We start from the raw sequence: 22,732 nt of genomic DNA, 5'->3' as shown, positions 1-22,732 counted from the left end.
AATCCCGCCCCTTGTTTCGAAATGGTGTGTGACATGAACGCGTTTCTAGGCGCTATTATTGACGGCATTCTGTATTCCGCATGGCTCTTCATCATCGCAGTCGGCCTGACGCTGATCTACGGCGTGATGAAGATCCTAAACATGGCCCATGGCACGTTCTATGCCATCGGCGCCTACATGTCGGTGACTTTGCTGGGTTGGTGGTTCGCCCAGGGCCTGCCGCCCGCTGGAAGCATTCCGGTCATGATTGTCGCGGCGCTGATCGCCGGTACGATTGTCGGCCTCGTCGTCGAACGGGGCGTCCTGCGCTTCTTCACGGGGCGCGATCCCATCGTGCTGCTGCTGGTAACCTACGCGCTCTTCCTCATTCTGGAAGACGTGGTGAAGCTCATCTGGGGTGTCGATCCATGGATAGCCTCCGACCCGGTGTGGACTTTCGGCAACGTCTATCTCGGCCCCCTTGTGTATCCGACCTACAACCTCATTATCGTCGTCGTGGCGATCGTCAGTGGTGGTTTCCTCACGTGGTTTCTGCAATTCACTGCCAAGGGGAAGATGCTGCGCGCCGTCATTCATGATCCGGAAGTATCGCAGGCGATGGGCATCAATGTCAGCCGTTGGAAAGTGTCGGCCTTTGTGGCCGGCTCGATCCTCGCCGCACTCGGCGGCGCCTTCACAGCGCCGACCATCTCCGTGGCGCCGGGCATGGGCGTCGAAGTGGTCGTCATGATGTTCGCCGCGGTGGTGATCGGGGGGCTTGGATCGATTCCTGGCACCATTGTCGGTGCCCTGATCGTCGGCTTCGTCCGCTCACTTGCGGTCCACTACTGGCCCGAAGTCGAAGTGTTCAGCATCTATGCAGTGATGGCTATCGTTCTCGCCATGCGTCCGCAGGGGCTGTTTTCCGGTGTGGAGTTGCGCAAGATATGATGAACAAAGCCCAAACCTTTGTGCCGGTCGCCGTCGGCGCGGCACTTATCCTTATCGTCGCAGCCTGGGCGCTACCCACCTGGAACTTCGTCATCTCGATCGGCCTTGCCAAGGGGCTCGCGGTACTCGGCCTTGTGCTGATGATGCGCGCCGGGCTGGTCTCGTTCGGCCAAGGACTTTACTACGCGATCGGCGGCTATTGCGTCGGCCTGATGGTCAATCTCTGGAAAATCAACGAAGCGGTTCTCTTGCTCATCGCCCCGGTCATCATCGCCGCGGCGACTGCTGCAGTCGCCGGTCTCCTTCTGTCGCGTTACCGCGACATCTTCTTCGCGATGCTGACGCTCGCCCTGTCCATGCTTCTCTACGGTCTTCTGGTGAAGTCGGTGGAACTTGGCGGCACGGACGGCTTCAACATCCGAGGCGTGACCTTGTTCGGCCTGCCGCTGAGCGGTACTGCGCGTTTCAACGGCCTGGTTATCCTCGTCCTGATCTGTTTCACAGCGGTGATAACTGTCTGGTGCTTCGGCAAGACGGCGCTCGGTCGCCTGCTGCCTGGCATCAAGGATAACGAGATTCGCGTCGAGTATCTCGGCGCGTCTGCAAGCAAGACGATCTATCTCTCCTACATCCTTGCGGCAATTCTAGCCGCCGTAGGTGGCTCCATGAGCGGCATTCTCGTCGCGCATGTGGATCCGGAAATGGCCTTCTGGGCAACCTCGGGCGAATTCGTGGTGATCGCGGTCCTTGCCGGTACCGGGAACATCTTCACGCCCTTCATCGCCGCGCTCGCACTCGAATTTGTCAGGACGTTCGCCTACCAGCATGCGCCCAACACTTGGCAACTGGTACTTGGAGTCATAATCCTCTCGATGATCCTGTTTCTGCCGACAGGCCTTGGTGGGGTCCGTTTTGGTAAGCGCAAGGCAACCGTCGAGGCAGGAGAAAAAGCATGAAGCCGATTATTGAAGCAAAGAGCCTCGTCAAGCGGTTCGGCGCGGTAACTGCCGCAAACGACGTGAATGTCGACATCATGTCTGGAACGATTTCGGGTCTGATCGGCACAAACGGCGCCGGCAAGACGACGTTCATCAATATGATTACGGGCTATCTGGGCCCGGACTCCGGTTCGATCCTGCTCGAGGGACAGGAAATCGTAGGGCTTTCACCTCGTCAGATCACTCGGCGCGGCGTTGCCCGGTCCTTTCAGATTCCGCAATTGTTCAACTCGCTGACAGCGATTGAGAACCTGATGTTTGCTTACAGCGCAACGGGTAGCGTTGGCGCCAAGGGCTTTTCGATTCTTTCCGACGATGAGCTCGCGATCCATGCTGACGAGACGCTCGAGGTGTTCGGACTTGGAGCGTTCCGCAACTCGATTGCCGGCACGATGCCCGAAGGCATCCGCAAGCTTCTCGACATTGCAATTGCCATGGTTGGCAAGCCGAAGGTTCTTTTCCTGGACGAGCCGACGAGCGGCGTCGCCAGCGAAGAAAAGTTCTCGGTCATGGACCGCATTATTGACGCGACCCGTGTCGCAGGCGTCAGCGTGCTCTTCGTCGAGCACGACATGGAGATCGTTCGCCGCTACTCCGACCGCGTGCTCGCTTTCTTCGAAGGCCGGGTACTGATTGATGGACCTCCTGAAACGGTCCTCAGCGACCGACAAGTGCGCGAACTCATCATTGGTGAAGAACATCGCGTTCCCAAGGAGGACAACCATGCTTGAGGTGAAGTCAATCAACGTCTCCATCGGCGGGGTTCCTATTCTGCGTGACGTTTCCATGAAGGTCGAAGCCCACTCGATGGTCGGAATCGTCGGACGCAATGGTGCCGGTAAGACCACGTTGATGCGTGCGATAATGGGGCTCTTGCCACTCCGGGCAGGTTCGATACATTATGAGAAGAAGGACATTTCTCGTGAGGCGCCGCATCTGCGCGTGCACCACCAGATGGGCTTCGCGCCGGAAGACAGGCGCCTTATTCCCGAACTGACTGTTGAGGAAAACCTGCTTATTCCGGCATGGGCAGCTGGCGTCACAGATGCGCAGAAGCGGCTCGACGATGTCTATGCGCTCATTCCGGAGGCAGCGGACTTCCGCCATCGCCGCGCCCTCCAGCTTTCAGGCGGCCAGCAGAAACTCGTGGCCATCGGTCGCGCACGCATGACTGGCACCCAGCTGTTAATGCTAGACGAGCCATTCGAAGGCGTCGCCCCCGCGCTTTCCAAGCGCATTTCCGAGGTCGTCGCATCCCTGCGGCCGCTTGGTCTTTCCATCCTCCTTTCCGGCGCCGATCTTCGGCACGCCGGTAAGGGCCTCGATATGGTTTATCGCATGGATCGTGGCCAGATCACTTCTATTTGACCGTCATTGGCAGCGCCTGTGCATCTCTGCTGCGCATGCGCCGCCGACACCATCGTCGCCCGGCCGGCGCTCGATCCGTTGCAGGTCGCGCGCGCTCATCGCTATCAGTCCCATCCGCAATCTCCCACGTCATCAAAACCCGGGGAGAGTGACATTCCAACTTTGCAGAAACAGGACACTTCAACTTTGCGGCTACAACACTTAGGTACTTATGGAACACCTGAACGGTTTTGGTCCTGTCGATTAATGCTCCCAACCGCCGCATACGAAATTGTGAACCACTTCGGTAAGCCGCGGTTTCGACGGCTGCTCTATCAAGGCTGCGTTGAGACATTCGCGCGGGCTTGGGAGCACGGGTCTAAATACTGGTCATTCTTTGTTCTTCATCATTGCCGCCTGAAGCTGATCATATCAACGAGGTCATTGCCCTGGCCCCGACTACGCTGGAATGGGACCAGCGATTTCCTTTCCGTAGTTAGTTCCTGCTATGGAGCGGCGACCTTTGCTGTAGTTTACATCACACTATAGCCGCCTTGCTCAAGTGTCGCGTCGTACGCGACGGCATATTTCGCGATCTTACCCGCATGATCCGTTCCATTGATAACATGGCGAGCGCCGATGAAGTTGGTTGTGCCAAGGTTAATGTAATCAGAGAGTTTCTTGCCGGTAAACCGTAAGCGCGAATTTCTCCGCACCTTCTGTATTTGAGTGAGCTTTGGCATGTGGTGTCCACTTAAAAGAGGTGGACACCAAGTTATGGATGAAGGTCAAAAACTCGCGGTACGGCTGGTCGGTCTGAATGGAAGACGCCGCTTCGATCAAGGGTCGAAGGATCGCCTTGTTGCTGCCTGCCTTGAGCCCGGCGCATCGGTATCGAAACTAGCGCGAGAACACGGGGTCAATGCGAACCTCGTTTGGAAATGGATCAGGAAGCACACCCAAGCCCATCCATTATCGCCGTCTTCGACATCTGCGTTTATCCCCGTTCAGGTCGCCGCCCCGAGCAGGGAGTTCGACATTGAGATGCCTGCCGCGGATCGCGAAGAGCGATTGCCGAGAATGGACAGGAACGGCCCGCTTTCCTCTCCAGCAAAGGTGAGCGCGTCCCTGCCCAATGGTGTGAGACTGACGCTGGAGTGCAATGATCTCAGCGGATTGACGGCGATAATCGGAGCGTTGGGTCATGTTCAGACTGGGCGCTGATCTCAAGGTCTACCTGCATCGCGAACCGATCGACTTTCGGGCAGGCATCAATAGCCTTGCGGTCCTGGTCCAGGAGACGATGGCGCTGGACCCGTTTGCTCCGGCGGTGTTTGCCTTCTGCAACCGCCGTCGGGATAGGGTGAAGCTGCTGTTCTTTGACCGGTCGGGCTTTGTCATGGTCCTGAAGAAATTGACGGAGGACAGGTTCCGTTGGCCCCGCCGAGAGACTGCGGTGGTAACGCTCTCGAGCGAGCAGCTCCACTGGATACTCGACGGCATTGATATCGATGCGATGATCCGCCATCCGGTTCGGCAATATCAGATCGCTGGCTGAGGTGGCGTGTTGATCTGTTGACGCGGCGACGCGGTTCAGATTCAAAACTGGGATGACCCGAACCGGCGAACCGAGCGTTGCAGAGCTGATGGCGCAGTTGCTGCTGAAATCGCTGCGCTCAAAGCCGAGAAGGAAGCGCTGTCACGGCAGGTCGTCAAGCTGGAAGAGGAACTGGCACTCGCAAGGCTGCATCGGTTTGCACCCCGCAGCGAAAAGCACGTCGATCGCCTCTTCAACGAAGCCGAAGAGGCCGCAGACGAGGATGATCCTGATCATGGCGACGACGTCGCCGATCTCCCGGATACAGGCCTGCCTGCAGTCGAAAGTGCCGCGGGTAAAAAGCGGGGCCGCAGACCTCTGCCAGAAGACCTGCCCCGCGAGCGTGTCGAATACGACCTTCCCGACGATCAGAAAGTTTGCCCTTGCTGCGACAGTCAAATGCATCGCATGGGCGAGGCCATTACCGAGCAGCTTAATATCGAGGTCAAGGCTAAGGTTCTGCAGAATGTGCGGTTCAAATACGCCTGCCGCCATTGCGACCGCACCGGCATCAACACACCTGTCGTGATCGCACCGATGCCGCCGCAACCATTGCCGGGCAGCATCGCCACCGCCTCCACGCTGGCCTTCGCACTCGTCCACAAATATGTCGACGGCACGCCGCTCTACCGCGTGGCGCAAACGTTCGAACGGGCCGGCGTACCGATCAGCCGAGGTGCTCTCGCGCACTGGGTGATCGGTTCGAGCGAGAGGCATTTGCATCGCATCTACGATGCGCTGAGATTGCGGCTTCAGTCGCAGCCTCTCATTCATGGTGACGAGACAACAGTTCAGGTCTTGAAGGAAAAAGACAAGGAAGCCACCAGCACATCTTACATGTGGGCGTATCGCAGCAGCGACGATAGTGAGGAGCCAATCGTGCTTCTCGACTATCAACAGGGCCGCGGCCAGGTCCACCCGCAGACCTTTCTCGGTAACTATAGCGGCATATTGGTGACCGATGGATACACCGCATGGCGCACATTGCATGGCGCAACCCATGTCGGATGCATGGCCCATTCCCGGCGGCGCTTCGTCGAGGCTCTCAAAACCCGGAAGAATGGAGGCGGACCGCCGGAACAGGCGCTCCGGTTCTTCGAGCAGCTCTACCGTATCGAAAAGCAGGCAAGAGACCAAACGCCCGACGCCGGTGAAACGCAGGCCGATTGCATTCGTCGTTTCCGGCAACAGCACAGCTTGCCTGTCCTCATCGCCCTAAAGACGTGGCTCGACAATATCGCGCCGAAGGTCGTGCCGGATACCAAGCTAGGCGATGCCGTGTCCTACACCCTGAACCAATGGGATTACCTGACGCGCTACATCAGCGACGGCAGGATGCCGATCGATAACAACATTCTGGAACGCGACATCAGAGTTTTTGCGACCGGAAGAAAATCGTGGCTGTTCAGCGATACCGCTGACGGAGCCAGGGCCAGCGCCGTGATCTACAGTCTGATGCTGACCTGCCGCGCCTGTGGCGTCGACCCACTCACCTGGCTACGCCACGTGCTTGCTGAGTTGCCTCAGCGCGAAGAAGCCGCCGACATCGGCGACCTGCTGCCGTTCAACTTCTCCAAAGCCTCCGCTGCCTGACAGACCCGGATATCGCTTCGCGAAAGCGGCTGGTTCAGAGATACCGCCTACGTCAATGTGCATGGAAAATCGCGCTTACGGTAAACCAGCCTTCCTTCAAGCCCATGACAAGCACCTTCGCCGCAATTTCTGGTATCAGTGCTTTTGCTGGAAAGGACACGAGATCGATGCCGAGCTTGATGCTGACCGTGCGGTAGTTGTTCTCGTGCGTGAGTTGGGAGTATCCTCTTCCAAACCAGCCTTGACGCCAATATGGGGAGGTGACCCAAGGCAGTTTGCCCTTTGCCCATGCACTGTCAAGACAGGCAATCGCCTGATCGTCAGATGTCGCGAAAGTCTCTCGCACCGGCATCATAAGGCCTCCAGTCTCATGAAATGCTGTAGCCAACACGTAGGCGCATTGGGTGCGCAGTAATGCATGCAACTTGCATTCCGAAATTAGAAGTCTGGTGTCCCCGCGATCGAGGTTGCCGACGCCGCTTTTGGCGGCAAACGCCACGGCGACGCAAAGAGAAACAATCCGGCATGCTGCAACGAGTCTTCTGAGCATCGGCTCCGCTTCCCGTTCAGGTGTCGCATGAGTGCGCCCACCGATGCAGTCGGAGGCGTCTCGTCCGTGTTCTACGTCTGATGAGAGGCGGTACTCGCCATGGTAGTTAGACTATCTGCATCGCTTACTCCCGACATTGCTAAGGATGAAATCGAAAGACGCCCGCATAGGTGCACACCTCGAATTTAAACTCCTAAACAGCGGGTTAGCTATTCATTGCGGACTGAGGAAAGCGGGCGGCTTGGCGGGTGCCGCTCTGTCAATCTTACTACTGAGGCGTTGTGGCCACAGGGAAAGAGAAACCAATTCGACACTCCCCACGGAGAAAGAGAACGTTGGGAGCTATGAGCGCGCAGATCAACTCCCTGCCGGATCGCCTCATCCTGGGCCATCTAAGCAACTTCCTGCTGGCTCGGCGTGCGGTTAGATGGCGCCGCGGGCGCGACAACGCCTCTCATGCCGTCGGCCGGGCATCCCGGGTGGGCCAGAGCCCTGGCCCGGCGCCACGCTGTCCGTCGTGCCGCCCCGGTGCATTTCAGTTTCCGGGTATCGGACAGATAACCCAGTTACCAGTTCAATGTCGCCTGCTGGGTTTCCTGGTGGGTGTTATAAATGACAGACAACTTTACTTGGCTCGGGCTTCTGACAAGAAATGCAGGGAGGCTAAAACGCCAGCCGTAGGTTTTTAAAGACGATTTGCGTCGCTCATCGAAAGTCACCCAAGAGAGCCCGGGTCGGCCGTTCTCGGTTGGAGCCGCAATTCCGCAAAAAGGCTGGACGTAACCTCATCGACGGGCCTCAGCCCATTAACGGTGCGTAGGAGCCCGGCGGTGCGGTAGTGATCCGCGAGCGGCTGCGTCTGCGTCCGGTAGGACTCGAGCCTGACTTTCAGCGCTTCCGGATTGTCGTCGGCGCGCACCGGCAGGCCTGCGGCCTTGGCCTCGCGCGCCCGATAGATGATGCGGTCTAGCAGCACGGATTCGTCGACCTTCAGTTCGAGCACCGCATCCAGACCGAGGTGTGCCTTTTCGAGCGCTTCGTCGAGGGCCCGCGCCTGTCCCAGCGTGCGGGGAAAGCCGTCGAGGATGAAGCCGGACGCAGCGCCCGGCTCGGCGATGCGTTCCAGGACGCAATTGACGACGATGTCGTCGCCAACCAATTCGCCCCGCGCTATGAGGTCGCGCGCAGCAAGGCCAACCGGCGAGCCCTTGGTGACCGCGGCGCGCAGCATATCTCCCGTCGACAGTTGTGGCACGCCCAGCCGCTCGGCGAGGCGCGCTGCCTGTGTTCCCTTGCCCGCCCCCGGCGGTCCAAGGATGATCAATCTCATCGTTCCCTCCCTCGTACGTCTGGCCACAAATTGTCCTTCCCTTGATCGTCCCGTCGGCTCCGGTGCGGTAACGCGCCGGAACCCACGTCTTCATCTTGTCGTGTCGTCAGGCAGCCTTCCGGTTCAGCCGGTTGTCTATCAGGTGATCGACCACGGCGGGGTTAGAGAGCGTCGAGGTGTCACCGAACTCGGTGCATTTGTCCTCAGCGATCTTGCGCAGGATGCGGCGAATGATTTTCCCCGAGGTTGTTTTCGGCAGGCCCTGCGCGAACTGGACCTTGTCGATCGTGAAGATCGGGCCTATCTCCTTGCGCACCCAGGAAACGAGTTCCTTGCGCAGCTCGTCAGAGGCAGCCTCGCCGTCGATAAGGGTTACGTAAGCGTAGATGCCCTGCCCCTTGATCTCGTGCGGATAGCCGACCACCGCGGCTTCCGAAACGCTAGCGTGGGCGACCAGGGCGGATTCGACTTCCGCCGTGCCGATGCGGTGGCCGGAGACGTTGATGACGTCGTCGATGCGGCCCGTGATCGAGTAATGGCCGCCTGCATCGCGCCGGGCGCCGTCGCCGGTAAAATATTTGTCTGGATAGATGGAGAAATATTCCTGCTCGAAGCGCTCGTGGTCGCGGTAAAGCGTGCGCATCTGGCCCGGCCAGCTGTCAGCGATAACCAGGTTTCCGTTTGCAACGCCATCGAGCACGTTGCCCGCCGCATCGACCAGCTCAGGCCTGACGCCGAAGAAGGGGGTGCCGACGGAGCCTGGCTTCAGCTCGGTGGCGCCGGGAAGCGGCGTCATCAGGATGCCGCCGGTCTCGGTCTGAAACCAGGTGTCGACGATCGGGCAGCGCCCGCCGCCGACGACGCGGTGATACCAGTCCCAGGTTTTCGGGTCGATCGGCTCGCCGACTGAACCGAGGAGGCGGAGCGAGGCGAGCGAATTCGATTTCACCGCATCCTCGCCCGATCCCATCAAGGAGCGGATCGCCGTGGGGGCGGTGTAGAACAGGCTGACCTTGTGCTTGTCGATGATGTCCCAGTATCGCGACATGCTCGGGTAGGTTGGGGTGCCCTCGAAGATGAGGGTCGTCGCACCGTTGGCGAGCGGCCCGTAGACAGTGTAGCTGTGGCCGGTGATCCAACTAATTTCGGCAGTGCACCAGTGGATGTCGCCGTCGCGGTAGTCGAAGACATATTGGTGCGTCATGGCGGTATAGACGAGATAGCCGCCTGTGGTATGCACCACCCCCTTCGGTTTGCCGGTGGAACCTGACGTATAGAGGACGAACAGCGGGTCTTCCGCCTTCATCTCCTCTGGCGGGCATTGATCGGGGACGGTCTCGGCGAGTTCGTCATAATAGTGGTCGCGACCTTTCAGCATGCTGACCGGCGCGCCGGTGTGCTTGACCACGATGACGCTTGTCACCACCTCGGGAAGCTTGTCCAGCGCAGCGTCCAATTTGACCTTCAGCTCCAACTTGCGCCCACCGCGCGTGCCCGAGTCGGCGGTGACCACGACGGTGCTCGCCGCATCGGCGATGCAGCTTGCCAGGACTTTGGGCGGGCAATTGGTGGAGAGCGTCGAATGGATCGCGCCGATGCGCGTGCAGGCGAGCATCGCATAGGTGAGCTCGGGGATCATCGGCAGGTATACGGTGACCTTGTCGCCCTTCCCGATGCCCTGCGACCGCAAAACATTCGCCCATTTCATGACATGGGCGTACAGTTCGCGATAGGTAATGCGGGCGTCATCCTTCGGGTCGTCCCCCACCGAGATGATGGCGAACTTGTCGCCCCGCTCGGTCAGATGCCGGTCGATGCAATTGTAGGAGACGTTGGTGGTGCCGTCCTCGAACCACCTGATCGAGACCTTGCCCGATTCGAACGAAGTGTTCTTGACGGTGCTGTAAGGCTTGATCCAGTGGATGCGCTTGCCGTGTTCGCCCCAGAACTCTTCCGGGTTGGCGATCGAGGCCGCGTACATCGCCTCGTAGCGCTGCGCATCGATGAACGCGCGCTCGGCCCATTGCTTCGGAACTGAATAGACGCCCGCCGCCTGCTTGTTTCCGTTCATTGTCGTTGTCCCTCCTAGGAGGTTATTCGCAGCTCCCCATCACCTCGACGGGTGGAGGATTGTCACGCACGAATTATGCTTTCCGTTCGGCAGGTCCGGCCTCACGTATCCTTTCCGATTGTCGCGGCCTTGCGGAACTGCTCGAAAATCTCGGTCATCCGCTTGCGGGTGATGGCGAAAGCGTTCTCGCTGGCCTTGACCGCCATGCTGGTGATCTCGCGCGAGCCGATCAGCGCCACCTCGTAAGCCTGTTTCGCCAGTTCGCCGCGCTCCTTGGGGGCAAGGGCCGCATCCTCAAACATCATCAGGAGCTGTGAGGAAGCCGCGCGGAACAATTCCAGCTGCTTTTCGACGACGCCGTAGGCGCCTTTGTTGGCAACCTGCGTGGCCTGCGCGACGGCCTCGATATTCCTGGCCTGCTCCCTAACAAGTGCTGCCGGATCGACGCCCGGCATGTTGAACTTGGCGAGCATCTCGTTGATCTGGTTGGTCAACGTTTGGATATCCGGGGTCTGCGATGTAGGCATGGTGGGCTTCTCCTCAAACGATGGGGTTACAAGGTTGCGGGCGTCTAGCCCATAGCTGGCGGCCTCGTGCTGCGCTCTGCATCGAACTCTATGCCCTCTGAAAGCAGGCGTTCGAGCAGCAGCTGGTCGAGATTCATCGGACCGTCGGCGAAGATCACAGCCGCCATTTCGCGCGGCTGGCGGATGATCGGCCGGAACTCCATATGGGCGAGGATGTCGCGCTCGATATCGATCCCCGGCGCGACTTCGATTAGTTCCAGCCCCTCGGGGATTAGCGAGAAGACGCAGCGCTCGGTTACGTAGAGCACAGACTGGTGCGTCTCGCGGGCAATTTCGCCCGAGAAAGTGATCTGCTCGACCTCTTTGATGAATTTCGCCTGCCGGCCTTCCTGCAGGATGGCAAGCTTGCCGTCCCGGATCTCGATGCGCAGGCCCCCGTCCGTGAACTTGCCGCAGAAGGCGACGTGGCGGGTGTTTTGCGAGATGTTGATGAAGCCGCCGGCGCCGGCGAGGATGCCACCGAACCGGCTGGCATTGACATTGCATTGAGCATCGACCTGCGCGAAGCTGAGACAGGCGAAGCTCAGCCCGCCGCCGTCGATGAGATCGAACATCTGGTTCTGGTCGATGATCGACTCGAGGTTTTTGGCCGCGCCGAAATCCATCCCGGTCTGTGGGGTGCCGCCGATGGTACCGGATTCGGTAGTGAGCGTGATCTTGTCGATGATCCCCTCTTCCGCCGCTACCGCAGCAATCCCTTCCGGCATCCCGATGCCGAGATTGACGACACCGCCCATCCGCAGTTCGAAAGCGCAGCGCCGCGCGATGATCTTGCGTTCGTCCAGTTTCATGGAGGCGGCGCTGTCCGGCGGCGCACGGAATTCGCCGGAGAAGGCACCGCTGTAATGGGTCGCATAGGTCTGCATGTGATCTTCCGGCTGGGCCACAACGACGCGGTCGACTAAGTGGCCGGGGATTGCGATGTCACGCGAGTGCAGCGAGCCGGCGGGGGCGATGCCCTCGACCTGCAGGATGACGATACCCCCACCCGCCTTGGCGGCCATGGCGAGCGACAGGTTGTCGAGCGTCGCGGCCTCCTTCTCCATCGTGACGTTGCCGGATGGATCGGCCGTCGTGCCGCGCAAGATGACGACATCGATGGGGAACGCATTGTAAAGGAGCCGCTCCTCGCCGTGGGTTTCCACCATCTCCACGAGGTCTTCCGTCGTGTTGGAATTCATCTTGCCACCGCTGTTGCGCGGGTCCACGAAGGTTCCAAGCCCGACTTTCGAGATCAGCCAGGGCTTGCGCCCAGCGATCTCGCGGTAGAGATGGGAAATGACCCCGAGCGGCAGATTGTAGATCTCGCACTTGCCGCTGGCTGCCAGTTTCGCCAGCTTTGGCACCGGCTTGAAATGCCCGCCGATGAGGCGTTTCACCAGCCCGTCATGCGCCAGTCGGTTGAGGCCCTTGTCTTTGCCGTCGCCCGGGGCGGCGGCAAAGACGAGGGTGAGATTGCTCGGCTCGCCCGTTTCGAGGAAACGCTTCTCAAGGGCGCAGATCACCGCCTCCGGCGTACCGATTCCGACGAAGCCGGAAAAGGCGACTGTATCGCCCGAGCGGATCATCGCGACGGCTTCGGCGCCGGAGACAATCTTGGTAGCGGATTTGTCAATTCCGCCCTTTCCATAGAATGCAATCTGATGCCGTTCTGGCATATTTTGTTTCCTTCACGTGTTCGAACCAATGCGGTTAAACCGCAATGTGGATGGCGCCGGTCCCTCCCGCCGCCTCTCAATAGATTTCAAGATTCGTGCCAATCAGGCCGATTGAGCTGACGAACAATTATTTGCTGCTGTTTCAGCTACGTGGGCGGAAAATACGGGATCGGGCGAAGTGGAATGGGTGTTGCGAAGCCGACAAAGGTCACGACGATGTCGTAAGTTGAATGTGGAGATTCCGGTTGGTCGTCCGAGCTCGGTCATGGCCTGCTCGCTCCCGCAAGTGCTTTGGCATAGATCGCCCGGGCCTGATCGTCGTCGAGCTCGCGCGGATTGTTGACCAGTAGGCGCTCCGCGTGCTTCATCGCACCCTTCGCCAGCTTGGAAAGATCGCCTTCGCCGATTCCAACCGCCGAAAGCGAGCCGGGCACCCCGCAGTCTCGGCAGATCGCCTCGATCTCGGCGATGAAGGCCGCCGCGTCCGCCGCATCGGACTGCCGGCGATAGCCGGGCTGGATAACGTCGGAGAGCTCGGCATAGAGCGCTTCGGCCGCCGGCCGGTTGAATTCCAACACGTAGGGCAGGACCAGCGCAATGGAGAGGCCGTACCCGACATCGAAGATCTCGCCGATCGGATAGGCGAGCGCGTGCACCGCGGCAACCGGCGAGTTGGCAAACGCCATGCCGGCCAGCATGGAGCCGAGCAGCATTTCCGAGCGCGCTTCGAGGTCCGAGCCCGTCCGTGTAGACTTTCCTGAGATTGGCCGACAACAGCGCCAGCGCCTTCAGCGCGAACTGGTCGGAGGTCGGGTTCTTCTTGATCTTGCCGGTATAGGCCTCGATCGCGTGCGCCATGGCGTCGATGCCCGTCTGAGCGGTGAGGTGCGGCGGCAGGCCGAGCGTCAGTTGGGGATCGAGGATCACCCAGTCCGGGATGAGGAGCGGCGAGATCACCGCCTTCTTCTCGTTGTTCGGCGTCTTAACGATGGAGATCGGCGTCACTTCCGATCCGGTGCCCGCCGTGGTCGGAACCAGCAGCAGCGGCAGCCGATCGCCGGTGGCAAGGTCGACACCATAGATATCATCAAGCTTGTCCGGGGTTTTGGCGAGATAGGCGACGAGCTTTGCCGTATCCAGCGCGCTGCCGCCGCCGATCGCCACGACAGCGTCGACGCCGCGCTCGCGGCAGATTTCTGCTGCCGCTTCGATAACATGCGATGGCGCGTCGACGACCACGCCGTCGAACACGGTGCGCGCGATGCCGGCTTCGGCAATCGCCGCTTCCGCATTGCGCGTCAGCCCGGCCGCCCGCACCTTCTCGTCGGTGACGAGCAGCACATGGGCGGCCTTGTAGCCCTTGAGGAGCTCGCCGATCTTGCTGGACGCGCCTTCCCCGAAACGGATGTTGGACGGGGTTTGGAAAGTGATGGCCATGTGTTTGGTCCATTTGTTTGGCTCTCTCGGGCGGCAGGGCCTGCCGCCCGCCCCCTCTGAAAAGCCGATCCTTGCTGTGGACCGCCCCGGCACTCCCCGAGGCGGTTCATTTCGGGCCTGCTCAGGCGCTCGGCGGTTTCGCCTTGGGCGAGCGAAGTCCGCCGAGCAGTCGCTTGTACTTTGAATCATCGACCGGCACTGCGACCACATGCACCCCGCCGCCTTTGAGAGCGGCTTTCAGCGCCGGCACCGGATCGTCCAGCGTTTCGACCCGCGTGCCCTTGGCGCCACAGGCTTCGGCCAGTTTCACGAAATCCGGATTGAGGAAGTTGACACCGTAATTCGGGAAACCTTTGGCGGTTTGCTTCGCTTCGATCATGCCCCAGCCGCCGTTGTCCAAGATCAGGACGACGAGGTTGAGCTTTTGTTCGACGGCCGTCATCAGTTCCTGGCCGGTCATCTGAAAGCCGCCGTCGCCGCAGACCGCCATCACGCGGTGCCCGGGATTCAGCATCGCCGCCACGATCGCTGAGGGCACGCCGGCGCCCATGGTCGCGAGCGTGTTGTCGAGCAGCAGCGTATTGGGGTGATTGGTCCGATACTTCCGGGCGAACGGGATCTTGTAAAGGCCATTGTCGAGCGTAACAATGCTGCCTTCCGGCATGACCTTGCCTACAACGTGCACCACGTGATCCAGGGTGACCGGCCAACTTTTATCATCGGCACCCTCGCCAATCAGGGCGAGGATCTCCTCGCGCAGCGGCAGTAGCGCGCCGGCATTGAGCAGCTTGCCCTCGAGGCGATCCGCCAGCGCCGCGACTGAAGCGCCGATCTCGCCGATGACCTCGAGCTGCGGCCAATAGGCCTGTGTGAAGGTCGCAGGCTGATGTGCGATGTGAATGACCTTCGGGCCGCCCTCAGACATGATGAACGGAGGCTTTTCGCACGTGTCGTGGCCGACCGCGATGATCCAGTCGGCCTTGTCGACGGCCTCGTGGACATGGTCGCCTTCGGATAGCGCCGCCGTGCCCATATAGAGGTCGGAGTCCTCCGCCACGACGCCCTTGCCCATTTGCGTGGTGAAGAAGGGAATGCGCGTGCGTTGCACTAAGTCGCGGATTTGGGCGTTCGGGTGCTGGTCGAGGCGGCTTGCCGCCCCGCCCACCATGATCAGCGGACGCTTGGCCGCAAGGATCATTTCAACCGCGCGATCGAGGGTCTTCGTAGTCATAGTGCATCCTCCTCACCATCTTCGGCCGCAATGTCTTCCGGTATTACAACAGACACTGGGCCTTGCTTTTCCTCTTGAGCGATGCGGAACGCCTCACTGAAGACTGGCCGGATCATTTGCACCGACCCGATCTGCACTGCGTACTTGGTGAGCCCCTCCATCACGGAGACGAGGGGGCTGACCTGAAAGTGCCCATGGAGGCTGCTGTTGATCGGCTTCTGGCCGGCGATCATCACCAGCGGAAATCCGCCGAGATGCGCATACTCAGCGCCGTTGGGGAAGTTAAGTGCGCCCGGGCCGCAGGTGGCGAGGCTGACGCCTGGGCGGCCGGTGAGCCGGCCCTCGGTGGCGGCCATGAGGGCCGCACCCCACTCGGTACGGGTCGGCACGAACTTGATCTTCTTCGACTTGCGCAGCGACTCCATGATGTCGAGGATTTCCTCGCCGGGGACGCCGTAGATGCGCTCGGCGCCCATTTTCTCAAGGACCGCGACAACTCGGTCGGAACCCTTAATCATGCGTTGCCCCCCTTAGAGCTGGGTGGGTTCTTTTCCTGCTTTTTTGTCATGCCAGCCGCCTTTCAGTTGCTGCTGTGAATTCCTTGGTCGTCGCGCTGCCGCCGAGGCCGCCGGTCCTGACATTGTCGATGTTCAGCACCTTTTCGACCGCGTTGCGGATGGCGTTCGCCTTCTCGCCTTCGCCGACATGGTGGCAGGTGGCGAGGCACTGCGGTCGGATTGGCGAGACCGACCGCTCAATGTTCGGAGCATATCTCTTCTGTTGCGCGTAAAACAGTAAACCATGACGGTTTTTCTTCCACATACCGTCGATAATTCGTCATGTCATAGATAGACCGCTTAGACGAGCCAACAGAAAAATGCCGCCAACAAACTTAGCCCGCTCCATGGACGAAGCGGCCGTCGTCACCTCATTGAGTTTTCGTGGATTGTAGTCGGAGCGCATCGAGGCAAACTTCCTCGGCTCCGCGGTCCGGCGCGGACTAGCCTCCGACCGGGATGAACACCGACAACGCCTTTCGGACTGCAAAAGGTTAGCAAAGCATGAAACGCGGGCCGTTCGACGCATAACTGCGGCTGGCGGAATCTGTGACAAGCCCGTTAACTTGCCTGCCGCAAGTTAACTCGCTCCCGGCCTTGACCGGAGAGATCGACAACATTGCCGTCGCCTACGCCGTGAATAGCTGACGCGCCGAAGCCGATCACCGTTGTGCAGGTGTCTGCCGAATACCCCCAGTTACGCAGAGGCGGAGCGGCCTACTGCGCCAACGCAAGCTCATCATCCGGTAAAGCGAAATAATTGAGGCCGATCGGGAGGTAGCCTTCCGCAATCAGGGTGTTGGCCACGGCCGCGAGCTGACAGGCCCGGCAGCCAAGCGCCTCCTCCTCGTCAGACGTTGGTTTTTCCTAAGGATGGACCAGTGCGAGCCGAACACGGCAAATCGACTGGTGCATTGGGAGCAGCTCCTGCGGAGTTGACGCAGGACTGCACCGTCTGATTTGGACGACCGTAGATCAAGTCAAAATTGATTGAGGCTTATCCCGTGGCGGGGCAGTTGATTGACCACAGTCGCCGTCAGCTCCTCGCTTGGATTTCGTTTAATTGCTTTTTGAACATCGGGATCGAAGCTCTGTACGTCCGTACGTCTATGCTCGGTTCACCCCAGCCGCTAGTGGCGAGTTGAGTTGTTGCGCGGCAAATACGCAGATTGTTGACTAAAGAAGGCGACAGATTTAAGACTCAGACGGTTTAATCTCGTCATACGCTGAAAATAGCGTCACGGAGCCATCCATGCCACACCATGATAACACTCCCCTTGGAAAGAGGTCAGTGGCGGAGTGCATTCGCCGCCATGTTGCCGATCCGGGGAACGGCTTGTACGGCGGATCGGATTGGGCAGCCCGGCCAGTTGGAAGTAGCACATCCCGATCGTTTCGGACCGCCCACACGCCGCAGCCGAAACGGCTGCGGGACCAACCACAGTTACACATCGTTTGAGAGATCGAAGATCCCGGGGAGCCACGTTGATCAGTCACATTTCTTTTGACGTCTGGAACACTCTCGTAACAGCGAACCCAGGTCATGCGCCGATGAGGACCAAGTTTCTCGCCACCTGTTTTGATAGAGAAGAAGCAGTTGTGAGGAATGCATACGCGGAGGTCAAGAAGTGGGTTAACCAACACGCGATCGAGACGGGGTACGCCCCATCCCTGTCCGAAAATATTCGTCTGCTTATGATGCGTTGTAATGTTCAAAAAGATCCAGGCTTAATCGCAAAGGCGTTTGAGCACGTTTTTGAGAATTGCAAACCAGTTGTTTTGGACACCACTGTGAGGTTCGTCCATTCGCTGGCAGAAGACGGGTACACGCTATCAATTGGTAGCAACTCGAGTTTTATTAGCGGCACTACGATGCACAACTTTCTTGAGAGCACCTTTGGATGTGTATTTCGGTTCGGAATTTATTCCGACCTGCTTGGATATGCAAAGCCAAACGAGGCATTTTTCAACAAAATCATCAAGTCGTGCGGCGTTGCGGCCGACAACATCCTGCATGTGGGCGATGACGCCATCGGCGATCTGCAAGGTGCGCGCAGCGCTGGAATGCGCGGCGCCCTGGTGGGAAGATCTGAGGACATTCAAGAGGCTGTTTATGACGCAGTTTGAGGAGTTTGCGCTTCATGAATTTCAATCAATCGAGGATGCACCCTTTCGACCGGAGCAATATTCGCGTCTGAAGTTTGGTTGCGACGAGGCCGCTCGCGAGATGGGCCACCAGATTGCAGACGCGTTCTTCGAAAAACACGCATCCACAATACTGAACAGTCGCTGCCTGATGATTCCGTCGCCATTCAATTTCGTTCCGAATGCAGCAAATGTAATGACGATGCATTTGCTAGACCGCCTCAACAACCACATCGTTGATGAGAAAGGCAACCATGTGGAATATGCGACTGTCCCGCGAAAGATCAGTTACATGGACGATTATGGATTTCTTTCAGGAGAGGATCGCAAATCATTGATCGCTGGTGACAAATTCTACTTCAACTCGCAACATTTCGAAGGTCGTTGTCTTTTGTTTATCGACGACGTGAAGATTACTGGCACCCACCAAAACAAGTTGGTCCACCTCATGCGCAAGCAGCAGTTAGAGAACAAAACATTTTTCCTGTATTTTGCCCGATACACGGGCGATCGTCCTAACATAGAATCCGAGCTAAATTTTGCCGCCGTTAAGTCAATCAAGGATCTAAACCGGATCGTGGTGGAGCCTAATCATCACATGACCGCTCGGACAATAAAATATATCCTCTCGGCAGATCCAGATGAACTGTACAACGATTTCCTGAGATTCAGAAGCTACCGATATCTTGAGACTCTTTATTTCAATTGTCTAAATGAAGGATATTACAAAATACAGAAATATCAGGCAAATATAGATATTATTCGCAATGTCGCTAATGTTATGAAAGAGAAAAGACATGCTTCGCCTAGATAGTGCAAGGAGTTAGACAACCTGTCTTTGTTCCATCGCGTTCGCGGCCCACAATACTTGCTTGGGGCCGCTGCTCGAAGCGTTTCCTTTTTTGTTGGGGTCTTATCGTACGATTAAGTAGATAATTTGGAGAGCAATATGGTCTAGTCCATGTCCATGGTGTCACAGGCTTCCTGCAATTAAAGTGCAGAATTGGCGGCGTGGCGTGCCCCCCGCGAATTCCAGCGGGGAAAATGCGCGCCGTCGAATTTTAAGCCATATGTCGCGGACCATCGGCGATGCCCGACCTGATACAGCTGCAAAAGAAATATATGGCCGGCGGAGTTGAGATCGTCACAGTCGCGGTCGGGTTAGGCCAGTCACCCGATCCACGCGATCGAATAGGTCGGAAATAAGATTGGTTCGGCTGTAGCGGTGTTTGGGCCGGGATGCTCCCGGCTATGCAAGTAGGCATCGAGCTTTTTTGAGCATGTCATCGGGTGCGGTCATGTGTCAGGCCTCATCATTGCGGCATTACATGAACTGCGGGGCCGGTATAGCGATACGCGGATTAGGTCTAAACAAATTACGAGCTTTTAGCTCGTTGCACGCTCCTGGTTATCGTATCCCAATCATGTCGGTCATAACCGGGCCGAGCGGCTCGCGGACGCTGTTTTCGACCTTGGGACGTCTGGCGCCATTCTCGTCGGTGGAATCTGCGACCCGGCTCTCGATTTCCTCGAGACCGGTGGCAATCACCAAGCGGCGTGGCGGGCGTCGATGATATAACCGTTTCCTCAAAGAATGTCTGCTTCGGAGCCTCCGCCTCCGCCATGGCGTTGGCCGCCTTCAAGAGCTCAGCCGGTTCCGTACAACATCAAGCGTAGGCGCTGCGTACGTGGGCTCACTTGCTAAGTCCCTGGATTAGGAGCTCGCCTTACCTGCAGTCCGGGAAGCCCTCGCCACATACATCGGGGGACGGCCCCAAATCTTGGATAGTATGTCCATTACCTCCGCATTGGTGGAATTCAGCGTTTCCATCGCTTGCTCGTACGCCGACCGGCCTACCTCTCCCGCTGACAGCTCATACAACGATTGGTTTTTCATCGAAGCTTGCCGGATCGCGCCCGATTCCCAGACGGCCGCAGTCAACAGATCATCCCCCAGGGAGTCCCGCAGTAGTGCGACTGCCTCCTGCTGTGAGACGTCACGCGGATTGTGCCTTGTCACCAAATATTTGGTGAAATCGTGATTTACGGGCCTCCCAGCTTTTTCGATCAAGGAGACGGAATGCGAGTAATAGTCGACGGACATGGCCATTGACGCGATGTCAGCCATTTGCGGGCGGACGGTCATCAGCACGCCGGTCGCTGCTTCATAGGCACCCGCGGTCAGAAAGCTTTCACCTCCACAGTGGATAACGACGACGTCGTAATCCTCCTCGACTTCCTTGAGCGCATCCACCATTCTGATGCTAGCATCTGGATACCTCAATTTTTCACTATGGTAGCGTTGCCTACTTTGCCGTTCGAACCGGAAGAGCTCGATAGTACCCGGCACGAAATCAAGACCATCAAAATGGGTTGATTGAATTACAGAACGCACACTGACCCGATCGTCATCATAGCGTAAAGCCGCATACATGCTCGCAGGGTGGTCGGAAAAAATGATATCCGGAAAATAATAACCGAACATTTTCGACAATGAGCCATTCGCATCGAGATCTATAGCGAGGACGCGGTATCCTTGAAGTGCAAGGCCCTGAGCCAGATAGAGCGATGTGGTGGTGCTTGCGGAGCCGGCGGCTACTGAGATGATCTGTAGTTTCTCACCCTCGCGCCTGCGCGGGCAAAACTTCAAAGCCTCTTTCTGACGGGCCGAAGCGAGATAGGCACGGAGTTCGTTAATCTGTCGAAGCGTATAGGAGCGCCGTCCTGCGGTCCCTAGCTCCGGTGTTGGCCCCAGCCCATCAATTGACAACTGGCGTAAATAACTGCCCGACACGCCGAGAATCTCGGCAACCTCGCCCAAGGAGAACGAGCGAAGGGTCCTGTCGTCTCGAAATTTAGGAGCTGCCCCCCGCTCGATTAGGCGATCCCAGAGTTCTTTGGTAAGGCGCTGAATGCGCTCCGAAGTGATTTCCATTTGAGGTGGATTCTCAGAGCGTGGCATCAGTGACCTCGTGACGGCATTTCATGTACATGACGTGTTTATTCTGTCACGATTTACCACATTATCTGTCCCCGTCAACAAGCAGTTTTCCGCGCCAGGAAGCTTACGGCTGCATACTTTCGTCATGGAATTCTTATTCTCTATTCCTCTTAGGGCGGAACGAGATTTTTTGGGCGATCTGCTCCGGGGACCGGCTTGGGCTCGTGTTCGGCGGGACGAACAATCCTCCATGCCGCCGGGGCCTCTGCACATGAACCACTCGACCCAGCGTGCCACGACCTTCGCCGTTACCCCATATGGCCTGCCGCGGATCGTGCGGCCCGCTTGTCCCAATTAGCCTAAGACGTGGACTAGCGAATTGAATCGATCCAGATTCTTGTCACAACATGACGATCGTTGCGGTGCGGAGGATGATCTCGAAGCGCACAACCCGGGCCTTCGATATCCGCGCCAGCCGCCTGAATTCAGAAGAGGTCTGGCGCAGAACATTGCGCCGCTCGCGCGCAAGATCAGAGTCGTCCTCCGCGAAACCAGCGCGGCTATAGGTCCCTTCCGCTGCCGGGGCGATGCCGGACCGGGCGCCGATCACGAAGATAGACGGTCATAACTTCATCGCCGGGCAACTTTCGGCGGTTCGCTTTCTCGGGCAGCGTCGTGGCGGGGCCGGTGTTAGTCCCCGATTGCAAAGCGAGCAATTGACCAGATGAAATCCGTCTGCATGGCAACGGCTGCCTGGTCGAACTTGCCGGGATTGGTCCAGAACCAATTCGGATCCGGCGCGCCGTTGGGACTACAGGAACCGGATGGATTAGGGCAGAGCGCCGGGATCGGCGGATCGACAAATCCTGCTGGCGTCGTCATTATTCCCTTTGCGTTGACGGCGGCACGCGCATGGCAGGTGATGCAGGACGAAGTGTCGGCGAATCCAGCCTCCGTTACCGAATTGCCAAGATGCGTCGGCAAGCCGGTCGCCGAGACGAAGTCGGTCTGGCTGCCCTTCAGGCAGTAATGTTCCCACACAGGCGAAAGGCCTGCAGCGCTCAGCATGGCTTTCAGTGCGTCGTTCTTTGCACAGGCGCTGTAGGGCCGATCACGGACGTCACTCGCGTCCACGTCGGTGACAAGCGCACCATAGGCATCACGGCATCCGGTATAATCGCAACGGCCTGGATTGTTCTGGTGCTCGAACGTTGCCCAGGTCCAGTCGGGCAGCACCTTTCTGATGATATGCATGGCGGTTAGCGCGTATTTCTTCCCGTCAGGTGCCTCGCTGACATAATAATCGGCGCTATCGACCTCATCGGCGGGCACCCAATTTGCCTTGACTTCCATGGCGCCGACAGGAGCTGAGATCGGCCCGCCGGCATTATAGAAGGATCGCAGACCGGCCTTGGTAAAGAGCTGCTTGCAAACGATGTAATCGAAAGTCGCCTGGTTGCGGCGAACTTTCTTCGCTCCCGTCGGGCGACCCATGCGGGACGAGGCCCATCGGAGCCAACTGCTGGAGGGCTGGAATACTCAGTATTTTCGGGCTGGCCACGGGAGCGGCGATTTCCGCCGCTGCACCCGACTGTCCACAGGACGGGTCACCTTTGGCGCCCGGAAAAACCGGGTGCGGAGTGAATGTATCTTCGTTCGAAGCCCATGTTTCGAACAAAACCTTGCCAGGCGTCGCCGCGACGGGACCAGCGACATAAGCGAGGAAACGCCAAGACGCCTCGTCCGGCCTGTTGATTGCG

Annotated in this window: 18 protein-coding genes and 4 pseudogenes; 9 read left to right on the top strand and 13 right to left on the bottom strand. The window is 58.5% G+C overall.

What is annotated here, in order from left to right:
- Positions 1 to 33 precede the first annotated feature (33 nt).
- From BS630_RS24000 to BS630_RS23985, 4 genes are read left to right on the top strand one after another with little or no spacing between them, the layout of a single operon-like run.
- On the top strand, positions 34 to 930 hold the full coding sequence (locus BS630_RS24000; protein ID WP_028744162.1) for a branched-chain amino acid ABC transporter permease: 897 nt from the start codon (positions 34 to 36) through the stop codon (positions 928 to 930).
- Positions 930 to 1,886: a branched-chain amino acid ABC transporter permease gene (locus tag BS630_RS23995; RefSeq protein WP_032993640.1), complete on the top strand. Its 957-nt coding sequence runs from the start codon at positions 930 to 932 to the stop codon at positions 1,884 to 1,886. The genes BS630_RS24000 and BS630_RS23995 overlap by 1 nt, the downstream gene beginning before the upstream one ends.
- Positions 1,883 to 2,659, top strand: a complete 777-nt coding sequence (locus BS630_RS23990; RefSeq protein WP_011654175.1) for an ABC transporter ATP-binding protein — start codon at positions 1,883 to 1,885, stop codon at positions 2,657 to 2,659. The genes BS630_RS23995 and BS630_RS23990 overlap by 4 nt, the downstream gene beginning before the upstream one ends.
- The gene (locus BS630_RS23985; RefSeq protein ID WP_028744161.1) at positions 2,652 to 3,296 is read left to right on the top strand and encodes an ATP-binding cassette domain-containing protein; all 645 of its coding nucleotides are present in this window, start codon (positions 2,652 to 2,654) and stop codon (positions 3,294 to 3,296) included. The genes BS630_RS23990 and BS630_RS23985 overlap by 8 nt, the downstream gene beginning before the upstream one ends.
- Positions 3,297 to 3,808: 512 nt before the next feature.
- Here the strand turns inward: BS630_RS23985 and BS630_RS23975 are convergent.
- Entirely contained in the window at positions 3,809 to 4,018 is a 210-nt protein-coding gene (locus BS630_RS23975; protein ID WP_028744160.1) for a hypothetical protein, read from the bottom strand.
- Between the two features lie 34 nt (positions 4,019 to 4,052).
- Between BS630_RS23975 and tnpA the strand changes: the two genes are divergently transcribed.
- From tnpA to tnpC, 3 genes and pseudogenes are all read left to right on the top strand, one after another.
- Positions 4,053 to 4,499 carry an IS66-like element accessory protein TnpA gene (tnpA, locus tag BS630_RS23970; RefSeq protein WP_162039391.1) on the top strand — a complete coding sequence of 149 codons (447 nt, stop codon included), beginning with the start codon at positions 4,053 to 4,055 and terminating at the stop codon, positions 4,497 to 4,499.
- On the top strand, positions 4,480 to 4,833 hold the full coding sequence (tnpB, locus tag BS630_RS23965; protein WP_011654171.1) for an IS66 family insertion sequence element accessory protein TnpB: 354 nt from the start codon (positions 4,480 to 4,482) through the stop codon (positions 4,831 to 4,833). The genes tnpA and tnpB overlap by 20 nt, the downstream gene beginning before the upstream one ends.
- A 52-nt stretch (positions 4,834 to 4,885) precedes the next feature.
- Positions 4,886 to 6,465, top strand: a pseudogene (tnpC, locus tag BS630_RS23960) (IS66 family transposase).
- A 52-nt stretch (positions 6,466 to 6,517) separates the two neighbouring features.
- Here the strand turns inward: tnpC and BS630_RS23955 are convergent.
- From BS630_RS23955 to BS630_RS38725, 9 genes and pseudogenes are all read right to left on the bottom strand, one after another.
- The gene (locus BS630_RS23955) at positions 6,518 to 7,015 is read right to left on the bottom strand and encodes a hypothetical protein (protein ID WP_011654169.1); all 498 of its coding nucleotides are present in this window, start codon (positions 7,013 to 7,015) and stop codon (positions 6,518 to 6,520) included.
- 715 nt (positions 7,016 to 7,730) lie between these two features.
- The gene (locus BS630_RS23950; RefSeq protein ID WP_011654168.1) at positions 7,731 to 8,345 is read right to left on the bottom strand and encodes an adenylate kinase; all 615 of its coding nucleotides are present in this window, start codon (positions 8,343 to 8,345) and stop codon (positions 7,731 to 7,733) included.
- Positions 8,346 to 8,451: 106 nt separating this feature from the next.
- Positions 8,452 to 10,416 (bottom strand): acetate--CoA ligase, encoded by a 1,965-nt coding sequence (gene acs / locus BS630_RS23945; RefSeq protein ID WP_011654167.1) that lies wholly within the window; start codon positions 10,414 to 10,416, stop codon positions 8,452 to 8,454.
- A gap of 101 nt (positions 10,417 to 10,517) precedes the next feature.
- Entirely contained in the window at positions 10,518 to 10,943 is a 426-nt protein-coding gene (locus tag BS630_RS23940) for a hypothetical protein (protein ID WP_011654166.1), read from the bottom strand.
- A 44-nt stretch (positions 10,944 to 10,987) separates the two neighbouring features.
- Positions 10,988 to 12,661 (bottom strand): acyl CoA:acetate/3-ketoacid CoA transferase, encoded by a 1,674-nt coding sequence (locus BS630_RS23935; RefSeq protein ID WP_011654165.1) that lies wholly within the window; start codon positions 12,659 to 12,661, stop codon positions 10,988 to 10,990.
- 263 nt (positions 12,662 to 12,924) lie between these two features.
- A pseudogene (locus tag BS630_RS23930) lies at positions 12,925 to 14,098 on the bottom strand (iron-containing alcohol dehydrogenase).
- Between the two features lie 121 nt (positions 14,099 to 14,219).
- A pseudogene (locus BS630_RS23925) lies at positions 14,220 to 15,847 on the bottom strand (acetolactate synthase large subunit).
- Positions 15,848 to 15,893: 46 nt separating this feature from the next.
- Positions 15,894 to 16,151, bottom strand: a complete 258-nt coding sequence (locus tag BS630_RS23920) for a hypothetical protein (RefSeq protein ID WP_011654164.1) — start codon at positions 16,149 to 16,151, stop codon at positions 15,894 to 15,896.
- A 350-nt stretch (positions 16,152 to 16,501) separates the two neighbouring features.
- Positions 16,502 to 16,983 (bottom strand): annotated as a pseudogene (locus BS630_RS38725) (oxygen-independent coproporphyrinogen III oxidase); the annotation flags it as partial.
- A gap of 388 nt (positions 16,984 to 17,371) precedes the next feature.
- On the opposite strand from BS630_RS38725, the gene BS630_RS23910 reads away from it, so the two are divergent.
- Both BS630_RS23910 and BS630_RS23905 read left to right on the top strand, forming a co-directional pair.
- A complete protein-coding gene (locus BS630_RS23910) occupies positions 17,372 to 18,013 on the top strand; it encodes an HAD family hydrolase (RefSeq protein WP_011654162.1) in 642 nt (213 codons plus the stop codon).
- Positions 18,000 to 18,845 carry a phosphoribosyltransferase family protein gene (locus BS630_RS23905; protein ID WP_028744274.1) on the top strand — a complete coding sequence of 282 codons (846 nt, stop codon included), beginning with the start codon at positions 18,000 to 18,002 and terminating at the stop codon, positions 18,843 to 18,845. The genes BS630_RS23910 and BS630_RS23905 overlap by 14 nt, the downstream gene beginning before the upstream one ends.
- A 900-nt stretch (positions 18,846 to 19,745) precedes the next feature.
- On the opposite strand, the gene repA is transcribed toward BS630_RS23905, so the two are convergent.
- The 3 genes from repA to BS630_RS23885 all read right to left on the bottom strand — a co-directional run bounded on the left by repA (position 19,746) and on the right by BS630_RS23885 (position 22,466).
- A complete protein-coding gene (gene repA / locus BS630_RS23895; protein WP_011654159.1) occupies positions 19,746 to 20,993 on the bottom strand; it encodes a plasmid partitioning protein RepA in 1,248 nt (415 codons plus the stop codon).
- 379 nt (positions 20,994 to 21,372) lie between these two features.
- Entirely contained in the window at positions 21,373 to 21,582 is a 210-nt protein-coding gene (locus tag BS630_RS23890) for a hypothetical protein (protein ID WP_011654158.1), read from the bottom strand.
- Between the two features lie 80 nt (positions 21,583 to 21,662).
- The gene (locus BS630_RS23885; RefSeq protein WP_032993738.1) at positions 21,663 to 22,466 is read right to left on the bottom strand and encodes a hypothetical protein; all 804 of its coding nucleotides are present in this window, start codon (positions 22,464 to 22,466) and stop codon (positions 21,663 to 21,665) included.
- Positions 22,467 to 22,732 lie beyond the last annotated feature (266 nt).

Origin of the sequence: Rhizobium laguerreae (genome assembly GCF_002008165.1) — a bacterium.
Classification (GTDB): domain Bacteria; phylum Pseudomonadota; class Alphaproteobacteria; order Rhizobiales; family Rhizobiaceae; genus Rhizobium; species Rhizobium laguerreae.
The sequence above is the reverse complement of the archived record's forward strand: the minus strand, read 5'-3'. Positions and strand labels throughout refer to the sequence as shown.

Bases quoted from the DNA above. Each gene is read 5' to 3' on its own strand.
- repA (WP_011654159.1), bottom strand. From the start codon at position 20,993: ATGCCACGCTCTGAGAATCCACCTCAAATGGAAATCACTTCGGAGCGC.
- acs (WP_011654167.1), bottom strand. From the start codon at position 10,416: ATGAACGGAAACAAGCAGGCGGCGGGCGTCTATTCAGTTCCGAAGCAA.
- BS630_RS23955 (WP_011654169.1), bottom strand. From the start codon at position 7,015: ATGCTCAGAAGACTCGTTGCAGCATGCCGGATTGTTTCTCTTTGCGTC.
- BS630_RS23885 (WP_032993738.1), bottom strand. From the start codon at position 22,466: ATGGGTCGCCCGACGGGAGCGAAGAAAGTTCGCCGCAACCAGGCGACT.
- BS630_RS23905 (WP_028744274.1), top strand. From the start codon at position 18,000: ATGACGCAGTTTGAGGAGTTTGCGCTTCATGAATTTCAATCAATCGAG.
- tnpA (WP_162039391.1), top strand. From the start codon at position 4,053: ATGGATGAAGGTCAAAAACTCGCGGTACGGCTGGTCGGTCTGAATGGA.
- BS630_RS23975 (WP_028744160.1), bottom strand. From the start codon at position 4,018: ATGCCAAAGCTCACTCAAATACAGAAGGTGCGGAGAAATTCGCGCTTA.
- BS630_RS23950 (WP_011654168.1), bottom strand. From the start codon at position 8,345: ATGAGATTGATCATCCTTGGACCGCCGGGGGCGGGCAAGGGAACACAG.
- BS630_RS23995 (WP_032993640.1), top strand. From the start codon at position 930: ATGAACAAAGCCCAAACCTTTGTGCCGGTCGCCGTCGGCGCGGCACTT.
- BS630_RS23920 (WP_011654164.1), bottom strand. From the start codon at position 16,151: ATGTGGAAGAAAAACCGTCATGGTTTACTGTTTTACGCGCAACAGAAG.
- BS630_RS23990 (WP_011654175.1), top strand. From the start codon at position 1,883: ATGAAGCCGATTATTGAAGCAAAGAGCCTCGTCAAGCGGTTCGGCGCG.
- BS630_RS23940 (WP_011654166.1), bottom strand. From the start codon at position 10,943: ATGCCTACATCGCAGACCCCGGATATCCAAACGTTGACCAACCAGATC.
- BS630_RS23985 (WP_028744161.1), top strand. From the start codon at position 2,652: ATGCTTGAGGTGAAGTCAATCAACGTCTCCATCGGCGGGGTTCCTATT.
- BS630_RS24000 (WP_028744162.1), top strand. From the start codon at position 34: ATGAACGCGTTTCTAGGCGCTATTATTGACGGCATTCTGTATTCCGCA.
- tnpB (WP_011654171.1), top strand. From the start codon at position 4,480: ATGTTCAGACTGGGCGCTGATCTCAAGGTCTACCTGCATCGCGAACCG.
- BS630_RS23935 (WP_011654165.1), bottom strand. From the start codon at position 12,661: ATGCCAGAACGGCATCAGATTGCATTCTATGGAAAGGGCGGAATTGAC.